At 72.2% G+C, this 18,207-nt stretch carries 18 protein-coding genes; 11 read left to right on the forward strand and 7 right to left on the reverse strand.

Going from position 1 to position 18,207, the window contains the following annotated elements:
- Positions 1-25 precede the first annotated feature (25 nt).
- The gene (locus tag OG447_RS02550; RefSeq protein ID WP_266934548.1) at positions 26-1,372 is read right to left on the reverse strand and encodes a carbohydrate-binding protein; all 1,347 of its coding nucleotides are present in this window, start codon (positions 1,370-1,372) and stop codon (positions 26-28) included.
- A 189-nt stretch (positions 1,373-1,561) separates the two neighbouring features.
- Between OG447_RS02550 and OG447_RS02555 the strand changes: the two genes are divergently transcribed.
- Positions 1,562-1,747 (forward strand): hypothetical protein, encoded by a 186-nt coding sequence (locus OG447_RS02555; RefSeq protein ID WP_257554480.1) that lies wholly within the window; start codon positions 1,562-1,564, stop codon positions 1,745-1,747.
- A gap of 656 nt (positions 1,748-2,403) precedes the next feature.
- On the opposite strand, the gene OG447_RS02560 is transcribed toward OG447_RS02555, so the two are convergent.
- Positions 2,404-3,432 (reverse strand): LysR family transcriptional regulator, encoded by a 1,029-nt coding sequence (locus OG447_RS02560; protein WP_266934549.1) that lies wholly within the window; start codon positions 3,430-3,432, stop codon positions 2,404-2,406.
- Between the two features lie 107 nt (positions 3,433-3,539).
- Between OG447_RS02560 and OG447_RS02565 the strand changes: the two genes are divergently transcribed.
- The 3 genes from OG447_RS02565 (at position 3,540) to OG447_RS02575 (ending at position 4,966) form a co-directional block, all read left to right on the forward strand.
- Positions 3,540-4,004, forward strand: coding sequence for a nitroreductase/quinone reductase family protein (locus tag OG447_RS02565; RefSeq protein WP_266934550.1), 465 nt, complete (start codon positions 3,540-3,542; stop codon positions 4,002-4,004).
- A gap of 10 nt (positions 4,005-4,014) precedes the next feature.
- Positions 4,015-4,383: a hypothetical protein gene (locus OG447_RS02570; protein ID WP_266934552.1), complete on the forward strand. Its 369-nt coding sequence runs from the start codon at positions 4,015-4,017 to the stop codon at positions 4,381-4,383.
- Positions 4,384-4,462: 79 nt separating this feature from the next.
- A complete protein-coding gene (locus tag OG447_RS02575; protein WP_266934553.1) occupies positions 4,463-4,966 on the forward strand; it encodes an FBP domain-containing protein in 504 nt (167 codons plus the stop codon).
- Positions 4,967-4,970: 4 nt separating this feature from the next.
- Here OG447_RS02575 and OG447_RS02580 read toward each other — a convergent pair whose 3' ends face one another.
- From OG447_RS02580 to OG447_RS02590, 3 genes are all read right to left on the reverse strand, one after another.
- Complete coding sequence (locus tag OG447_RS02580; protein WP_266934554.1) at positions 4,971-5,519, reverse strand: GNAT family N-acetyltransferase; 549 nt, start codon at positions 5,517-5,519, stop codon at positions 4,971-4,973.
- 17 nt (positions 5,520-5,536) lie between these two features.
- A complete protein-coding gene (locus OG447_RS02585; RefSeq protein ID WP_266938718.1) occupies positions 5,537-6,013 on the reverse strand; it encodes a macro domain-containing protein in 477 nt (158 codons plus the stop codon).
- Positions 6,014-7,545: 1,532 nt separating this feature from the next.
- The gene (locus OG447_RS02590; protein ID WP_266934555.1) at positions 7,546-7,779 is read right to left on the reverse strand and encodes a hypothetical protein; all 234 of its coding nucleotides are present in this window, start codon (positions 7,777-7,779) and stop codon (positions 7,546-7,548) included.
- A gap of 430 nt (positions 7,780-8,209) precedes the next feature.
- On the opposite strand from OG447_RS02590, the gene OG447_RS02595 reads away from it, so the two are divergent.
- Together OG447_RS02595 and OG447_RS02600 are read left to right on the forward strand one after the other, a co-directional pair.
- Positions 8,210-9,421 (forward strand): pyridoxal phosphate-dependent aminotransferase, encoded by a 1,212-nt coding sequence (locus tag OG447_RS02595; RefSeq protein ID WP_266934556.1) that lies wholly within the window; start codon positions 8,210-8,212, stop codon positions 9,419-9,421.
- A 111-nt stretch (positions 9,422-9,532) separates the two neighbouring features.
- A complete protein-coding gene (locus tag OG447_RS02600; protein ID WP_266934557.1) occupies positions 9,533-9,928 on the forward strand; it encodes a hypothetical protein in 396 nt (131 codons plus the stop codon).
- 220 nt (positions 9,929-10,148) lie between these two features.
- On the opposite strand, the gene OG447_RS02605 is transcribed toward OG447_RS02600, so the two are convergent.
- A complete protein-coding gene (locus OG447_RS02605) occupies positions 10,149-10,571 on the reverse strand; it encodes a hypothetical protein (protein ID WP_266934559.1) in 423 nt (140 codons plus the stop codon).
- A 144-nt stretch (positions 10,572-10,715) separates the two neighbouring features.
- On the opposite strand from OG447_RS02605, the gene OG447_RS02610 reads away from it, so the two are divergent.
- The 4 genes from OG447_RS02610 to OG447_RS02625 all read left to right on the forward strand — a co-directional run bounded on the left by OG447_RS02610 (position 10,716) and on the right by OG447_RS02625 (position 15,313).
- Positions 10,716-11,804, forward strand: coding sequence for a substrate-binding domain-containing protein (locus tag OG447_RS02610; protein ID WP_266934560.1), 1,089 nt, complete (start codon positions 10,716-10,718; stop codon positions 11,802-11,804).
- Positions 11,805-11,806: 2 nt separating this feature from the next.
- Entirely contained in the window at positions 11,807-12,997 is a 1,191-nt protein-coding gene (locus OG447_RS02615) for a toxic anion resistance protein (RefSeq protein WP_266938719.1), read from the forward strand.
- 161 nt (positions 12,998-13,158) lie between these two features.
- Positions 13,159-14,715, forward strand: a complete 1,557-nt coding sequence (locus OG447_RS02620) for a substrate-binding and VWA domain-containing protein (protein WP_266934561.1) — start codon at positions 13,159-13,161, stop codon at positions 14,713-14,715.
- A complete protein-coding gene (locus OG447_RS02625; protein WP_266934562.1) occupies positions 14,702-15,313 on the forward strand; it encodes a hypothetical protein in 612 nt (203 codons plus the stop codon). Before OG447_RS02620 ends, OG447_RS02625 begins: the two co-directional genes overlap by 14 nt.
- Positions 15,314-15,426: 113 nt before the next feature.
- Here OG447_RS02625 and OG447_RS02630 read toward each other — a convergent pair whose 3' ends face one another.
- Positions 15,427-17,250, reverse strand: a complete 1,824-nt coding sequence (locus OG447_RS02630; protein WP_266934563.1) for a phosphoenolpyruvate carboxykinase (GTP) — start codon at positions 17,248-17,250, stop codon at positions 15,427-15,429.
- 211 nt (positions 17,251-17,461) lie between these two features.
- Here OG447_RS02630 and OG447_RS02635 point away from each other — a divergent pair, with 211 nt between their 5' ends.
- Positions 17,462-18,184 carry a hemolysin III family protein gene (locus OG447_RS02635; protein WP_266934564.1) on the forward strand — a complete coding sequence of 241 codons (723 nt, stop codon included), beginning with the start codon at positions 17,462-17,464 and terminating at the stop codon, positions 18,182-18,184.
- Positions 18,185-18,207 lie beyond the last annotated feature (23 nt).

An 18,207-nucleotide genomic window follows, 5' to 3' on the forward strand; every position in this document is an offset into this window, starting at 1 on the left:
GCCACGGCACCGGTTCCCACACGGCCTACTGGACGCGCTGCCAGAGGGCCGGGACGTTCGGCGGCTCCCAGCCCGTCTGGGCCTGGTGGCCCTGGAGGCAGCGGTAGTTCGCCCCGCCGTAGGTGACGGTGGCGCCGGTCGCGTAGACCGTGCCCGCGTTCCAGGTGCCGCCCGGATCGGGCTCACCGGGGCCGGGGCCCGGGTCGCTGCCGCCGACCTTGAGGGTCAGGCCGTACGCGGACAGGATCGGGTTCAGCGGCTGGAAGAAGGTGGTTCCGCCGCTGGAGCAGTTGCCGGAGCCGCCGGAGGTCACGCCCTGGGCCTGGCTGCCGGAGATGTAGGAGCCGCCGGAGTCGCCGGGCTCGGCGCAGACCGTCGTACGGGTCACCCCGGAGATGGTGCCCTCGGGGTAGGTGACGCTGGTGTTGTGCTGCTGGATCGTCCCGCAGTGCCAGCCGGTGGTCGAGCCGGAGCGGCACACAGAGGCCCCTACGGGCTGCAGTACCGAGCCCGTGACCTGCACGTTCGCCCCGCCGCTGCCCTTCACGTACGGGGTCGCGGTCCACTGCGCGTTCGCGGCCACCCAGGCCATGTCGCTGCCGGGGAAGACCGAGGCCTGGAAGGACCCCTGCGCGACCTGGTTGAAGCCGCTGGTCGTGGTCCCGGCGCGGCCGCAGTGCCCGGCGGTGGCGAAGCCCTGCGTGGTGCCCCGGGTGACCGGGAAGCCCACCGAGCAGCGGCCGCTGCCGTTCATGTAGTAGGCGTCCCCGCCGCGCAGGTCGTACAGCGGGCGCGGGGCCTCGGCCGTACGGGCCACCGTGACCAGGGCCGGATCGGTCCCGGTGGCGGCGAGCAGCCCGGCCGCGGCACCGGCTTCGGCCTCCTCCACGACCAGGGTGTTGGAGCGCGGGTCGACGTACCGGACCGGGGTCGCGGCGGTGGCGGCCCGGTCCAGCGCGGCCTTGGCGGTGTCCAGGTCGGCCAGGGTGCGGGTGACGAGCTTCGCCCGGGCCCCGGTGGCCCGTATCGCGGCGGCGTCGGCGGCGCGGGTGGTGGCCACGGTGAGGGTGCCCGCGTCGGCGCCCTCCACCCAGGCCCCGGCGAAGGCGGCGCCGAGCTGCGCCTGGAGCCGGGCGGCGGTGGCCCCCGCCTCGACCTCGTGGACGAGCCGGGCCCTGGCCTGCGTGGGGGTCAGGCCGAGGTCGCGCTGCATGGCGGCGAGCAGCTCGGGCGGGGCGTCGGCGGTCCGCAGGGTGGTCGCCGCCGAGGGGGCGGGCGGGGCGGGGTCGGCGGTCGCGCCGCCCGTCCCGGCCAGCAGCAGCCCGGCGGCGGCCAGGGCGGTACACGCCGCGCGGGCGTGTCGCTTGAGCATGGGGGATCTCCTCGGTTTCCGGTGGGGGCGGGGCGGGGTCTGCGGAAACCGTAGAAATCCGAACCGGCTTGCGGCAGCTGCCAGTTGGCCCCTCCCCCGGTGTTATGGCCGCCGCCGGCGTCCGGCCGACGTGCGTTCATGGGGCCGCCGCCGGAGGATGGGGGCCAGGGGGCACCGAGGAGGTATGCGATGGACAGTGAATCGGACCAGCAGCCGACACGGTCGGACCGGCTCTTCACGGGCGGTGAGCGACCGTACGACCCCGAGGACCTCGTGATGGCGACAGGCCACGACCCGACTCCGGAGCGGGTCGAGAAGGCCCGCCAGCTGATCGAGAAGGAGGGCCCGCAGGTCATCGAGCGCTACCTCCCGTAAGGGGCTTGGCGGGGTGTGCGGCTGCGGCGCCGTTGCACGGGGCTCCACCGTGTCCCTGCGGGGCTTGGCGGGGTGTGTGCGTCTGCCGCGCCGCTGCACGGGGCTCCGCGGTGTCCCCTGCGGGGGGGGCTTGGCGGGGTGTGCGTCTGCGGCGCGGCTGCACGGGGCTCTGCCCCGGACCCCGCGCCTCAATCGCCGGCGGGGCTGGGTTTGGCCTTGGCCCCTGCGGGGGCTTGGCGGGGTGTGGGTCGGGGTCGCTCCGGAGCGTCTCCTCGGCTCGCGCACTGAGCCCCCGCTACGACAGTCCGGCCCAGGTTGCGCGCTCGTCCTGCGGGGACTCTCCTGCGCGACCCCGCCCCACGCCCAGGCTCCGGAAGCGGAAGCCGTGGCGGAGGGGAGTGGGGACGCGCAGGGTTGTCCCCGCAGGACGAGCGCGCAACCTGGGCCGAGGACGTCGGGTCGGGCTCAGTGCGCGAGCCGAGGAGACAACCCGGAGCGGCCCCGCGGACCGACCCCACCGACCAGGCCCCGGCCGAGCCGCCCGCAGGGCACCCGGCGAAGCCAGGGCCACATCCAGCCCCGCCGGCGTTTGAGGCGCGGGGCCTGGGGCGGAGCCCCAGGGGCCGGGCACGGCCAGGCCCCGGCGCAGCCGAACCTCACCCCGCCGAGCCGCCCGCAGGGCAGGTGGGCGGAGCCCCAGGGGCCCGGGCACGAACAGGCCCCGGCGCAGCCGAGCCGGATACCGCCGAGCCGCCCGCAGGGCACACGGCCCTGGCCAAGGCCTCCGCATGCGCAGCCCTGGCGTGACCCAGGACCGCCGGCGCACGGGCCGCCGCCCGGCCCGCGGGGTGCCACCCCAGCAGGTGCCGCCAGACCAGCGGCGCCCCGGCCAGCGGCCGGGTGACCACCCCCGGCGTCGCCGGGAACGTGGCCCGGCACAGCCCGACGGCCCGCCCGACCTGCACCAGGTGCACGCAGGAGGCCGTGTCCGCCTCGTACACACACGCGGGTGTGAACCCGGCCCGCACACACGCCGCCGCGAAGCAGTCCCCGAAGCACCCGTCCCCCGGCACGTCCGCCCACGCCTCCGCCGCCAGCTCCGCCAGCTCGACCTCCCCGCGCGGGGCCAGAGCCAGCGGATGGTCCTCGGCCAGCATCACGTGCACCGCGTCCCGCGCCACCTCCATCCAGGCCAGCCGCCCCGGCTCCGGCCCCGGCTCGGGCGGCGCGCTCTCTCCGCAGACCCCGACCATCGCGAAGTCCAGCCGCCCGGCGGCGACGCCTGCGGCGATCTCCGTCTCGGACCAGGACGTGTACGTGGTCACCGGCACCCCCGGCTCCTCCCGGGCGAGCCGGTCCACGAGCCCGCCGAGCAGCGGCCCGTGCGTCCCTCCGAGCCGGTACCCCTCCGCACCCTGACGGGCGAACCGCTGGGCCTCCTCCTGGAGCTCGCACACCGCGGGCAGCACCACCCGGGCCCGGTCCAGTACGAGCTCCCCGAGCGCGGTGGCCCGTACGCCCTCCCGCCCGCGCACGAACAGCGTCCCGCCCAACCCGCGTTCGATCCGCTTCAGTTGGGCGCTGAGCGCGGGCTGCGCGAGCCCGAGCGCGGTCGCCGCCCGGGTCAGACTCCCGGCATCGGCGACGGCCCTGATGATCTTGAGGTGCCTCAGCTCCAGGTCCATGGGACGAGCTTGGTCCAGACCAGCTGACCTGCGCTACGGTCCGACCGCATCCAGAATCGGTGAATGCTCGTTATCGGCCAGGGGGCCGAAACCCAAAGGACGGGTAAATGCACGCACTCGATGTCGACTGGAACCACCCCGCGGACCCCCGCCCGGGCCCGCGCCTCGACCACGTACGCGCGTACGTGACCAGCGCCGGCGCCGACGGCCACCTGTGGCACGGGGTCCCCACCCTGCTGCTCACCACGGTCGACCGCGCCACCGGCCGCACCACCCGCACCCCGCTGATCTACGGCGAGGACGCGGGCCGCCACATCGTCCTCGCGGCCGGATACGGAGCCCCCCAGCACCCCGGCTGGTACCGGAACCTCACCGCCCACCCCGAGGTCCGCCTCCAGGTCGGCTCCGCCGCCTTCAAGGCCACGGCCCGCACGGCCGGCCCGTCGGAACGCGAGGTCTACTGGGAGCTGATGACCGCCCTGTGGCCCCCGTTCGAGGACGACCAGGCGGCCGCCCGGCCCCGCGAGATCCCTCTGGTGATCCTGGAACACTGGCCGAGGGAGCCGCAGTAACCTTCCGCCCATGCCCCACATACGCACTCCGGCGCCCGGCCGCGCCCAGCGGACTCCCGCCGGCACGGCCTGGACCGTCTTCCGCCGGCGCCTCGCCTCGACGGCCGTCCTGTGGGTCGCGTGCTGGCTGGCGACGGCCATGTCCGAGCAGCGCGAGAGGTGCGCCCACTCCATCGTCGGCCCGGGCGGCCCGTTCCGGCTCAGAACCAGCACGCTCCCGCCGAACGAGACCTGCGTCTGGCCCGACGGCACCGAAATCGCCGCCCTGGACGTCATGCCGTACCTCTGGTGGGCGGCGGCGGCAGCCTCGCTGATCTCCCTGCTGCTGGCCGCCGCGATCACCGCGGGCACGGCCGAAGGCGGCCGCTCGCATTCCTAGGGGATGCTCCGCCGGCCCGGCGGAGCACGCCGAAATATCCGGATGCGGGCCGGTCAGGGCACACGTAGGGTCGCTGCACGTGGAACCACTGACCGAAAAGCAAATCCGCTCATCCTTCGTGAACTGCACCAAGGGCGAGGCGGCGCGCCTGCGGCTGCCGCTCGACTTCGCCGAACTGCCCTGGGAAGACCTCGACTTCCTCGGCTGGGTGGATCCGGGCGCGCCCCTGCGGGCCCACCTCGTACTGCCCGCGAGTCAGGGCCCCCTGGGGATCTCCCTGCGCGTGCCGTCCGTGAACCGCACCAGCGCGCTGAAGTCCAGCTTGTGCCAGATCTGCCTGACCGGCCACGCCTCCTCCGGCGTCACCCTGCTCGCCGCGCCCCTGGCGGGCGCCCGCGGCCGCGAGGGCAACACCGTCGGCATCTACGTCTGCGCGGACCTCGCCTGCCCCCTGTACGTACGCGGCAAGCGGCAGCCGAAGCTGCGCACCGCGCGGTACGAGGAGTCGCTCACCCTGGACGAGCGCCTCGCCCGGATGACGGACAACCTGGACTCCTTCGCGGCCCGGGTCACCGCCGCCTGACCCCTCAGGCGGGCGCCGCGACCGCGCTGTACGTACGGCCGCCCGCGACGTACTCGCCGAGCGGGCTCATGCCGAACCCGTCGACGTGCACCCGCCAGGACGGCACGTTCCCGGCCTCGATGAACGCCACCACCGCGTCCGCCCGGCCGGCCGCCTCCCTGACAGCCAGGGCGAACAGCTCCCGTGCGACGCCGCGCCCCCGGTAGGCGGCATCGACCACCACCGGGCCGTAGAGCAGCCACCGCGCCTCGCTCAGCGGGCGGCCCCGCCACTCCAGCGAATCCTGGGCCGCCAGCAGCCCGACGAGCGGGGGCGGCGGGGAGGGCACGTCCTGCGGCACGCATAGGGCCAGGAGCCCGGCCACCCGCCCCTCGTCAGCCGCGACCAGCAGCTGACCGGCCTCGGCCATGGCCCCCAACTCGGCAACCCCGAAAGCCCCTTGCACGAACCCCTGCTCGGCCCGCTGCCGCTCCGTCAGCACGTCACGGTGATTGGCGGCGAAGAGCGCGGCCATGCCGGCCACATCGGCTTCGGTGGCATACCGGTAGTCCATGGCGCGATCGTCCCACCTCACCCCCGGTCATAGACGCTCACCTCCACCCCCCGAGCCCCCAGCGTGTCGACGATCAGCGGCTCGATACGCGTCCAGCTGCCACCGGCGAGCCCGCACCCTATGCGGGGCATGTGAACGGAGGCGCCCAGCTCAACGGCGTGCCCCGCCAGCGCGTCGAGGCAACGCCGCACGGCGTCGTACCGGATCGGCGGCCCCCCGCTCCCGGTGCGTATGCCGTGCTGACCGACCATGTTCGCCACCCACACGTCGGGCTGAACCCGCACCAACTGCACGGCCCCCAGCCCGAAGTCGTTCCCACTGCGCCCCCGATGCCAGGCCCGATACGCCGCCTCCGGCTCGGGCCAGCGCTTCGAGACGGCCAGCACGAACCCCTTCCCCCACCCCCCGAGGTCGTTGCACACATGGGCGATGACCTTGGGCCCCTTGGCCTGAGGACTCGTCGCATCCCCGGCAATGATCCTGAACGACTGCACGCCCCGACCCCCTCTTCTGCCCTTGCACTTGCCCTTGCTGCTGCCGCTGCGCTTGCCGCTGCCCTTGCACTTGCTCTTGCTCTTGCCGCTGCGCAACGGCACTACCCCAACGCTAGGGGAGGGCACTGACAGCGGGGGTGGGGGCGGAATCGGGGGCGGGGGTTCGGGGGGCGTGTACCGGTGGGGCGGAGTCGGAGGGTGGGGCGGTGGCTTCGGGGGCCTGCTACCCGTAAGGCTCATCAGGGATGGTTTGGGGGTTTCCCGTCAGTCCCATCGTCTTGCCGTGTCGGGCCGGCCCCTCAAGGGCGCTCCTTCGTCGCGTCGCTTCGCGATGGCCTGCGGCCACCCTTGACCGGCCGTCCCGCCCCGGAAAGACAGGACTGTCGGGAAGCCCCCAAAAGAACGGTTACCGGGGACCGATCCATGCACGGGGCAGCCAGGGATGGGCGGGCTGGGTGCAGCGGCCTGTCGGAGCGAGACCCCGACCAGACCCCCGGCAGGAGCGGGGGCGCGTCAGATCGCTACATGCGTCTCATTTCTCGGCGTCTGCCACCCGTCTGTGGCTGGACATAGGCCGCCACCGGTCCGGTGGGTGCCTGAGGTGAGCCGGCGTCGACCAGCCGAGTGTGAGATGCGCGCAAGCCGCCCACGGCCGGACGATGGGAGCGTGAAAGGGCGCCTGCCGGCCGTCGCGGGTCGCGAAAGGGGCGTCCACCGGCCGTCCGGAGGTCGGAGAGGGCCCCTGACGGCCGTCCGGAGCGGGAAAAGCACCCTGCCGGAGTCTGATGCCGGATTTCTCGGTCTCTCACTCCGACTGGACGTCATCCGCACCCCAACCGGCCGCCAAATAGGGACAAATGACCCGCTGGCGCCGGCCGGGAGACGGGAGACGGGTGACTGGTCGTGGGCGGCTTATGTCCGGCCACAGGCGACCGGCAGACGCCGTCCGGGAGACGTGTGTAGCGATCTGTGGCGGCTTATGCCCAGCCACAGGCGGTCTGCGGACGCCATTCGGTAGGAGTGTGTAGCGATTTGATGCGCCCCCGCTTCCGACCCCCGTCTCGCCGCTGTCTGGTGATGGGTGGCCGTCCCCGCGCCCCCGGCAGCCGTCAGATGGTGGTCGGGCCGGGCTCGGTCGTGCCCCTGGGGACCAGGCCGCCCATCGCTGATGACCCGCTCCTCTGCCCGTCCCCAGGTAACCGTCTTTTTGGGGGCTTCCCGACAGTCCTGTCTTTCCGGGGCGGGACGGCCGGTCAAGGGTGGCCGCAGGCCATCGCGAAGCGACGCGACGAAGGAGCGCCCTTGAGGGGCCGGCCCGACACGGCAAGACGATGGGACTGACGGGAAACCCCCAAACCATCCCTGATCAGGCCCCGCAGGCACATGGCCCCCGAAGCCCCCGCCCCGCGCCCAAGATCCCGCCCCGCCGCTCCACGCCCCCCGAAGCCCCCGCCCCACATCACGCCACCGCCCAGCCGAAGCGCCCCCACCCCGACCCTGACCCCGCCCCGCCCCCGAAGCCCCCCGCCCCCTCACAGGTACTCGCGCGCGAACTCCACCGCCCATTCCACCGCGGCCACCGGGACGCTGCCCGACTGGGGGGCGATGGCGAGTCGGGCGGCCTCCCAGCCCTCGCCGTGTTCGCGGAAGATCGCGAAGCCCGCGGTGTCGGTGGCGTGCCGGTCCGTCACCAGGAACTCGATCACCCGGTCGTCACCGTCCGTGCCCACGGTGGTGATCGTCATGTCGCCGACTACGAACTCCACTGCTCGCGCCCTTCGCTAGCTGATGTCCGGGAGCAGTCGCCCGACCCCCGCTTGATCCACGACTGAACCCGATTGACCCACGACCGACCCACCGCTGATCCACGACGTCCAGCCTCGGCGCCGGGGTGATCCTCCGCATGAGTGCGCGTACTCATGCGGCGTACTCATGCCGCGTACTCACGCGGAGGATCACCCCGGCGCGCCCGCCCCCGGCTCCCCCGCGCGGCGTCCGAGGTGACGAGCGCAACATCGGGCGCGCCGCCGCCGTGCGGGCGCACCCGTTCCGCAGGCCGGAGCGTGGGCCCGGCCCCGGATTCCAAGGGTGGACCCGGCCGCCACCCACCCATCGCGCGAACCAGGACATATCACTCCTGGCATCCGGCCGCCAAATGGCAGGGCACGCCCGCGCGCGGGCCCGTAAGCTCCCGTCATGCAGGTGATCCAGTCAACGAAACTCGCCAATGTCTGTTACGAGATCCGCGGCCCCGTGCTCGAAGAGGCGATGCGGCTCGAAGCAGCAGGTCATCGCATCCTCAAGCTCAACACCGGCAACCCCGCGGCCTTCGGCTTCGAGTGCCCCCCGGAGATCCTTGAGGACATGCTCCGCAACCTGGGCAACGCCCACGGCTACGGGGACGCGAAGGGGCTGCTCTCCGCGCGCCGCGCGGTCATGCAGCACTATCAGACCAAGGGCATCGAGCTGGACGTCGAGGACATCTACCTCGGCAACGGCGTATCCGAGCTGATCCAGATGTCGATGCAGGCGCTGCTCGACGACGGCGACGAGGTGCTGGTCCCGGCGCCGGACTACCCGCTCTGGACCGCCTCCGTCTCGCTCGCGGGCGGCACGGCCGTGCACTACCGCTGCGACGAGCAGGCCGACTGGATGCCGGACCTCGCCGACATCGAGCGCAAGGTCACCGACCGCACCCGCGCGATCGTGATCATCAACCCGAACAACCCCACCGGCGCCGTCTACGACGACGAGATGCTGCGCGGGCTGACGGACATCGCGCGCCGCCACAACCTGGTCGTCTGCTCGGACGAGATCTACGACCGGATCCTGTTCGACGGCGCGACGCACACGAACACCGCCGCCATCGCGCCGGACCTGCTGACCCTCACCTTCAACGGGCTGTCGAAGAACTACCGCGTCGCCGGCTACCGGGCCGGCTGGATGGCGGTCTGCGGCCCCAAGAAGAACGCCTCGTCGTACATCGAGGGCCTGACGATCCTGGCCAACATGCGCCTGTGCGCGAACATGCCCTCGCAGTACGCGGTCGCCACCGCCCTCGGCGGCCGGCAGTCGATCAACGACCTGGTGCTGCCGGGCGGGCGGCTGCTGGAGCAGCGCGACACGGCGTACGAACTGCTCACCCAGATCCCCGGCATCACCTGCGTGAAGCCCCGGGGGGCCCTGTACCTCTTCCCGAAGCTCGACCCCTCGGTCTACAAGATCAAGGACGACCGGCAGATGGTCCTCGACCTCCTGCGGGCCGAGAAGATCATGGTGGTGCACGGTACGGGCTTCAACTGGCCCGAGCCCGATCACTTCCGGATCGTGACGCTGCCGAACGCGAAGGACCTGGCGGACGCGGTGACCCGGATCGGGAAGTTCCTCGACGGGTACGGCCAGCCGTAGCCGCCGGGGGGCTTCAGTCCTGCGTGTGGCTCGAGCATCACCGGATCCAGCTCAACTTTAGAACGAATCCAATGTAGGATGGTCTCCTGACCCCACGCAGGAGGCCTCCTCATGTACGAGCCGAGCCGCACCAAGCCGGTCGTCCACCGCATGGGCGCCGCCCCCGCCGACTACCCGCACCGCAGCCGCGGCGAAGCCCTGGACATCCAGCTCGCCGGGCACCTCGCGGCGCTGCTCGCGGTCACCGACGAGCTCGGGCTCGACGGGGCCGCCGGTGCGATCGCCGCGCAGGTGGCGCGGTTGCGTGGAGCCGAGCCCGCGCGTGCGGCGCAGGGCGGGCCGACCGGGGACACCGCCGTACTGCACCAGCGTGCGCACGACCTCGCCGCCCGCGCGCTCCTCGTGGCCGCGTCCCGCGCCGACACCACCGTCGCGATCCTCGCCGCCGAGCGCATGGACGCGCACTCCGCCGCCCTCGACGCCCTCGACCTGGCCGGCGCCCACTGACGGCCCCGGTCCGGGGCCGCGGAGGCTCCGGACCGGGTGCCATGTTCCCTGCGGGAAGCCCGGCGAACCACAGGCCTGGCGCCCCGCGACCCGCACCACCGCCCGGCCACGGGCCACGCCGCCCCGCCAGGGCCAAGGCCGCGCCACGCCGCACGGCCCCGCCATGCCCCGCCCCGCCCCGCCAGGGTCACCGCCCCGCTAGGCCAGGGCCACCGCCCGGCTACGGCTCCACGGTGAAGGCCGCGGCCGCGACTCCGCACCACGGGACCGTGGCGATCGGCCACACCGGGCCGACCGCCTCCCCGAACTCGGTGGCCGCCGGGGCCACGCCCGGGATCTTGACCAGGGCCTGCGCGGCCCGCTGCGCCGGGTCCGGCTGCGCCGTCTCGCGGAACTCGACCGTGACCACGTAGGCGCCCGGGCCCTCGGGCCGCCCCGCGGCCGTCACCCCCGCGACCACCCGGCGGCTCGCCGGATCGATCCGGCACGCGGTGACCCGTACGTCCTCCACCGCGGCCCGCGGCGGCGGCGCCGGCGGATCGCCTCCGCTGGCCCACACGTACAGGCCCAGCGGGGCGAACACCAGCAGTCCGGCCAGCACCACCAGACCGACCAGCCAGCCCTGCCACTTCAACGCGCTCACGCCCATGGCACGATCCTCCCCGGCGGCCGCCCCGCCCACCAGCACCCACGGGCTCACACAGCATTTCGAAGTGGGACCGCCTGGCCACCTGACGTTCATTCAACTCATCGCGGAATGTGGGTTTCCGCGAGCACGCTGCACCTCGTGAGACGCATCCTAGGAATCGTCCTGGGCCTCCTCCTCGTAGGCGGCGTGATCGTCGCCGTCCTCCAGGGGCAGGACTCAGCAACCACGGCAACGAAGACCGTGCGTGGCGTCATCGGTTCGGAGAAGTCCGAGTTCTTCCGCGACCCCGACGTCGTCAAGGCCCTCGCGAACAAGGGCTACACCGTGAAGACCGAAACCTCGGGCTCCTGGGCGATGGACCAACTCGCCCTCAAGGAGTTCGACTTCGCCTTCCCCAGCAGCAGTGAACCCGCCAAGGAGATCGAGGTCGCGGCCGGCCTCAAGGGCGCCCAGACCACCAAGCCCTTCTACTCCCCGCTCGTCGTCATCGCCCGCACCAATGCCGCCCAGGTGCTCGCCTCCAACGGCCTGGCGAAGATGAACGGGAAGAACTCCGGCACCCTCCTCATGGGCCCCTTCCTCAAGGCCGCCTCCGAGGACCGCACCTGGCAGCAGCTGTCCGGCTCCTCCGCCCACTCCGAGCTGACCGGCACCGTGTTCGTCAAGACCACCGACCCGGCCACCTCCAACTCCGGCGCCCTCTTCCTGGCCGCCACCTCCAACGTCGCCAACAGCAGCAACGTCGTCGCCGACGACGCGGGCGTCGACCGCACCGCACCGCTGATGCGCAAGCTGATCTCCGTCCAGGGCTCGCTGGAACAGAGCACCGACGACCCCTTCCGGGCCTTCATCAGCGGCAGCGGCGAACCGCTCATCCTGGTCTACGAGTCCCAGGTGGCTGCCCTGCTGCTGCAGAAGCAGGATCCGGGCGACATGGTCGTCCTCTACCCGGACACCACCGTCAACACCGCGCACACCTTCGTCCCGCTCGGCGACAAGGCCCAGGAGCTGGGCTCCCTCCTCGCCACCGACCCCAAGCTGCGCGAGCTGGCCCTGCGCCACGGGTTCCGGCCGCAGGACGGCGTGGGCGAGTTCACCACCGCGACCGCCCCGCACGCCGCGTACCTCAACCCGGGGCTGACCGGCATCCGCCAGGTCGGCACACCCACCGTCAAGATCCTGATGGCGCTGGCCGAGCGCGCCAAGGGCCAGGGGGACACACCGTGAACATGACGCCGACCGCCGACGGGGACGGGGCACCACTCGTCCTCACCGCACCCGATCCCGTCGCCCCCGTCCGCCGGGAGCAGGCCTCCGGGCTCGTCCCGCTCCAGGACGGCGTCCACGAGGAGATGGCCCGCCGGGCAGGGGAGTACGTCGGCCAGCTCGCCGGGATCGACAGCCGCTCCCCGGAGTTCGCGCAGCGCATAGGCGAGATCGCCGGGCTGGGCTCCGCCGACATCCGCAGCGCCGCCCAGCAGTCCAACCGGATGCTGGAGCGGGCCGTGCGCTCCCTCGGCTCCGGCGAGGGCGGCGACGCTCAGGCCCGCGTGGCCGGGTCCCTGGTCGAGCTGCGGCGCACCGTCGAGGACCTCGACCCGCGGGAGTCGTCCGCCAAGGGGGCCCGAAAGCTGCTCGCGAAGCTGCCGGGCGGCAACAGGTTCCGCGACCACGTGGCGAAGTACGCCTCCTCGCAGGCCACCCTCAACAAGATCGTGGGCTCGCTGCGCGGAGGCCAGGACGAGCTGCGCCGCGACAACGCGGCCCTGCACACCGAGCGGGCCCGCCTGTGGGAGACGATGGGCAAGCTCCAGGAGTACGCGGTCCTCACCGAGGCCCTGGACGCGGCCGTCGAGCAGCGGATAGCCGAGGCGGAGTACGCCGATCCGCAGGCGGCCGACGCGATGCGCGCGGACGTGCTGTTCCCGGTCCGGCAGAAGCACCAGGACCTGCTGACGCAGCTGGCCGTGTGCGCGCAGGGCTACCTGGCCATGGACGTGGTCCGGCGCAACAACGACGAGCTGATCAAGGGCGTGGACCGGGCCGCCACCACGACCGTCTCGGCGCTGCGGATCGCGGTCATGCTGGCCTCGGCGCTCGACAACCAGCGCAAGGTCGTCGAGCAGGTCAACGCCCTCAAGGGGACGACCGAGGAGCTGATCCGGGGCAACGCGGAGATGCTGTCCACGCAGAGCGGTGAGATCCAGCGGATCGCGGCCGATCCGGCGGTGGGCGCGGAGACCTTGCGGACGGCGTTCGCGCAGATCTACAAGACGCTCGACGCGATCGACACGTTCAAGGTGCAGGCCACGGAGAACATGGCCGCGACCGTGGAGTCGCTGGCCGGGGAGCTGCAGACCGCGTCGGCGTATCTCGCGCGGACGCGGACCGCCGGTGCGCTGGAAGGCGGTGCGCTGTGAGCTCTCGCGACCTGGGCCGGTGGCGTGTGGGGCCGCTGCGCGGAGCCTCTCCCCGCCCCGCCCCTTCCCGAAACTGGGGGCGCCGCCCCCAGACCCCCACGCCTCAAACGCCGGCGAGGCTGGGGGGTGCTCGGCGAGGCTGGATCGCCGTCGCCCTCGCCGTGCTCGCGGCCGCGACGGCCTGCACCGCCGATGCGCCTCCCAAGCCCAAGGAGACGGCGTACAAGGAGGGCACCCTGCGGGTGCTGGCCTCCAGTGAGCTGGCCGACCTGGAGCCCGTACTGGCGCAGGCCAAGAAGGCCACCGGGGTGAGCGTCGAGCTGACCTGGTCCGGGACGCTCGACGCGGCCGAGCAGGTCGCGTCCGGGAAGGCGGACGGGAATTACGACGCGATCTGGCTGTCGTCCAACGACTATCTGCGGCTGCGTCCCGAGGCGGCCGGGAAGCTCGCCAACGAGACCCCGGTGATGTCCTCCCCGGTCGCGCTCGGCGTGCGGCCGGAGGCGCTGGCCCGGCTCGGCTGGAAGCCCGAGGAGGTGACCTGGTCGGCGGTCCACGAGGCGGTGGCCGGGGGGAAGCTGACGTACGGGATGACCGACCCGGTGCGCTCCAACTCGGGTTTCTCCGCCCTGGTGTCGGTGGCCTCGGGTCTGTCGGGCGCGCAGGCCGCGCTGACCGATGCGGACGTGAAGGCGGCCTCACCGCGGCTGAAGGAGTTCTTCGCCGGGCAGAAGCTGACCTCGGGTTCCTCCGGCTGGCTGGTTTCGGCGTACGCCAAGCGCGGGGACGTGGACGCGCTGGTGAACTACGAGTCGGTGCTGCTGTCCATGAACCGCGACGCCAAGGCGCCGCTGACGGTGATCCGGCCGCGCGACGGGGTGGTGACCGCGCACTATCCGCTGACCCTGCTGACGTCGGCCCCGGCCGGGGCCCGTGAGTCGGGGCGGGCGCTGACGGAGTACCTGCGCGGCGCCGGGGCGCAGAAGGCGATCACCGAGCAGACGTTCCGCCGCCCGGTGGCGGCCGGGGTGGCTCCGGCGGCCGGGCTGGACGCGGAGAAGCGGCGCGAGCTGCCGTTCCCCGGTTCGCGTTCGGTGGCCGACGGGCTGCTGGCCTCGTACGAGAACGAGCTGCGCCGGCCTTCGCGGACGGTGTACGTGCTGGACACGTCGGGTTCGATGGCCGAGGGGGACCGTATCGGGCGGCTGAAGTCGGCGCTGACGGACCTGACGGGGAGCGGGAGTTCGGGGACCGGGGAGCGGTTCCGGGACCGCGAGGAGGTGACGCTCCTGCCGTTCGGGTCCAAGGTGAAGAAGGTGCGGACGCACGTCGTCGAGCCGGGTAATCCGGGCCCGGCGCTGGATGCGGTGCGCGCCGATGTGCAGTCGCTGGCGCCGGAGGGGGGTACGGCGGTCTACGGCAGTCTGGAGGCGGCGTACGAGCACCTCGGCAAGGGCGGTACGGACGCGTTCACCTCGATCGTGCTGATGACGGACGGGGAGAACACGGAGGGCGTGGGGGCCAAGCACTTCGACTCGTTCTACGCCGCGCTGCCCGAGGCGCAGAAGCACACGCCGGTCTTCGCGGTGCTGTTCGGCGAATCGGACCGCAAGGAGCTCACCCACATCACCGAGCTGACCGGCGGGCGCCTCTTCGACGCCACCGACGGGAACGGTTCGCTGAACGGAGCATTCGAGGAGATCCGTGGCTACCAGTAGATCCGGAAAGGTCCTCGGCTACCTGGAGTCGAAGAAGAACCTGGCCGGTTCGGCCTGCGGTCTGGCCGGGGTGGGTCTGACCCTGGCGGGGGCGGGCGGCGCGTACTGGCCGGTGGTGGTCGCCGGGCTGTACGGGGCGGGTGCGCTGATCGCCCCGCCGGAGCGGGCGGCGCCGCCGCCCTTCGATCCGCGCGAGGAGCTCGGCGTACTGCGCGACGACTTCGCGCGGCTGCGGGAGTACCTGGCCGAGGTGGAGCTGCCGTCGGGGGCGGGGGACACGCTGGGGGTGCTGCTGGAGCTGTACGGGGCGCTGCTGGCGCCGGGTTGGGTGGCCGATGTGCTGGCCACGGAGCCGGAGGCGGTGCACGCGCTGTCGCGGGGGATCCGGCAGGACGTGCCGGAGTGTGTGGACGCGTACAACCGGACGCGCTGGTGGAACCGGATGGCGCCGGGCGGCGAGTCGCCGGAGCGGCACCTGGAGCGGCAGTTGGCGGTCCTGGTCGAGGAGGCGCGAAGCGTGACGGCGGACCTCCACGAGGTGGAGGCCCGCCGTCAGCAGACGCACACGACCTACCTGGAGGAGCGAGGACGCTCCTGAGGGCGGTCATGTGCTGCGGTGGGAACCGCTTGGTCGGGGGCTCCCACAGCGGTGGGCGCCGCTTGGTCGGGGGCTCCCACGTTCATTGGCCCTTGTTCAGGGCGCGTCCTGGCTCAGCCCAGGCGCTCGACGAGCGCGTGGTACTGGTCCCACAGCTCCTTGGGAGTGTGGTCGCCGTAGGTGTTGAGGTGTTCGGGGACCAGGGCGGCCTCCTCGCGCCAGACCTTCTTGTCGACGGTGAGGAGGAAGTCCAGGTCGGCGGCCGGGAGGTCCAGGCCGTCGGTGTCGAGGGAGTCCTTGGCCGGCAGGATGCCGATGGGGGTCTCGACGCCTTCGGCGGTGCCGTCGAGGCGCTCGACGATCCACTTCAGGACGCGGCTGTTCTCGCCGAAGCCGGGCCACACGAACTTGCCCGCGTCGTTCTTGCGGAACCAGTTCACGTAGTAGATCTTCGGGAGCTTGGACTGGTCCTTGCCCTTGGCCACGTCGATCCAGTGGCCCATGTAGTCGCCCATGTTGTAGCCGCAGAACGGCAGCATGGCGAAGGGGTCGCGGCGCAGTTCGCCGACCTTGCCCTCGGCGGCGGCGGTCTTCTCGGAGGCGATGTTCGAGCCGATGAAGACGCCGTGGTTCCAGTCGAAGGACTCGGTGACCAGCGGGACGGCGGAGGCGCGGCGGCCGCCGAAGAGGATCGCGGAGATCGGGACGCCCTTGGGGTCCTCCCACTCGGGGGCGATCGTCGGGCACTGGGAGGCGGGGACGGCGAAGCGAGCGTTGGGGTGGGCCGCCGGGGTGTCGCTCTCCGGGGTCCAGGCGTTGCCCTTCCAGTCGGTGAGGTGGGCGGGCGACTCTTCGGTCATGCCCTCCCACCACACGTCGGAGCCGTCCGGGGTGAGCGCGACGTTGGTGAAGACGGTGTTGGCGTACATGGTCTTCATGGCGTTGGCGTTGGTGTGCTCGCCGGTGCCGGGGGCGACGCCGAAGAAGCCGGCCTCGGGGTTGATCGCGTAGAGACGGCCGTCCTCGCCGAAGCGCATCCAGGCGATGTCGTCGCCGACGGTCTCGACGATCCAGCCCGGGATCGTGGGCTCCAGCATGGCCAGGTTGGTCTTGCCGCAGGCGCTCGGGAACGCGGCGGCGATGTACTTGGCCTCACCCTGCGGCGGGGTGAGCTTGAGGATCAGCATGTGCTCGGCGAGCCAGCCCTCGTCGCGGGCCATGACGGACGCGATGCGCAGGGCGTAGCACTTCTTGCCGAGGAGGGCGTTGCCGCCGTAGCCGGATCCGTAGGACCAGATCTCGCGGGTCTCGGGGAAGTGCGAGATGTACTTGGTGGTGTTGCACGGCCACGGGACGTCGGCCTGGCCTTCGGCGAGCGGAGCGCCGAGGGTGTGGACGGCCTTGACGAAGAAGCCGTCGGTGCCGAGTTCGTCCAGGACGGCCTTGCCCATGCGGGTCATGGTGCGCATGGCGACGGCGACGTAGGCGGAGTCGGTGATCTCGACGCCGATCGCGGAGAGCTCGGAGCCGAGGGGGCCCATGCAGAAGGGGACGACGTACATCGTCCGGCCCTTCATCGAGCCCTTGAAGATTCCTTCCTGCCCGGCGAAGATCTCCTTCATTTCCGAAGGAGCCTTCCAGTGGTTCGTCGGGCCCGCGTCCTCTTCCTTCTCGGAGCAGATGAAGGTCCGGTCCTCGACGCGCGCGACGTCGGACGGGTCGGAGGCGGCGTAGTACGAGTTCGGGCGCTTCGTCTCGTCGAGCTTCTTGAACGTTCCCTTGGCGACGAGCTCCTCGCACAGGCGCTCGTACTCGCCCTCGGAGCCGTCGCACCAGACGACGCGGTCCGGCTGGGTGAGGGCTGCGATCTCGTCCACCCAGGAGATCAGCTCCTGGTGAGTCGTCGGGATGGTGGGAGCCGCGTTGTCGCGCGCCACGATTGCTCCTTGTTGAGGGGTGTGTTTGGTGTTTGCCCCGTGGGGGCTGCGACCCGGACGCTTCGCGCTCCGCTCATCCGGTGCCGACCGCACTCATCTGATCATCCGGTGGATGTGCGCATATGTCCAGAGGGCCTCTCACGTGAGCATCGCCACTCGCGTCAATCTTCTGTAAAGCGGTCTAACAGAAACCTACGGACCCGTAGGTAGCATGTGCGCCATGACTTCTGACGCCGCCGCCGTCCCGGCCGCCGAGTCCTCCCCGGTCGTCGAGGCGGCCGAGGCCGTCGAGTCCGCCCTGGAGGCCAAGCCCCTCCTGCGCGGCTGGCTCCACCTGGGGATGTTCCCCGCCGTGCTCGTCGCGGGCCTCGTCCTGATGGCCTTCACCGACTCGACCCGGGCCCGCGTGGCCTGCGGGGTGTACATCCTCACGGCCTGCCTGCTCTTCGGTGTCAGCGCGGTCTACCACCGCGGCACCTGGGGCCCGCGCGGTGAAGCCATCCTGCGGCGGCTCGACCACGCCAACATCTTCCTGATCATCGCGGGCACGTACACCCCCCTGACCGTCCTGCTGCTGCCGCCCTCCACCGGGCGGACCCTGCTGTGGGCGGTGTGGCTCGCCGCCGCCGCGGGCATCGCCTTCCGAGTCTTCTGGGTCGGCGCCCCGCGCTGGCTCTACACCCCCTGCTACATCGCGATGGGCTGGGCCGCCGTCTTCTTCCTGCCCGACTTCATGCGCACCGGCGGCATCGCCGTCCTGGTCCTGGTGATCGTCGGCGGTCTGCTGTACAGCGCGGGAGGGGTCATCTACGGCATGAAGCGCCCCAACCCCTCCCCCCGCTTCTTCGGCTTCCACGAGGTCTTCCACTCCCTGACGCTCGCGGCCTTCGTGGCCCACTACGTCGGCATCTCGCTCGCCGCCTACCAGCACTGACGGCGGGGCCCGGCCGCGACACG

Origin of the sequence: Streptomyces sp. NBC_01408, assembly GCF_026340255.1 — a bacterium.
Lineage (GTDB): Bacteria > Actinomycetota > Actinomycetes > Streptomycetales > Streptomycetaceae > Streptomyces.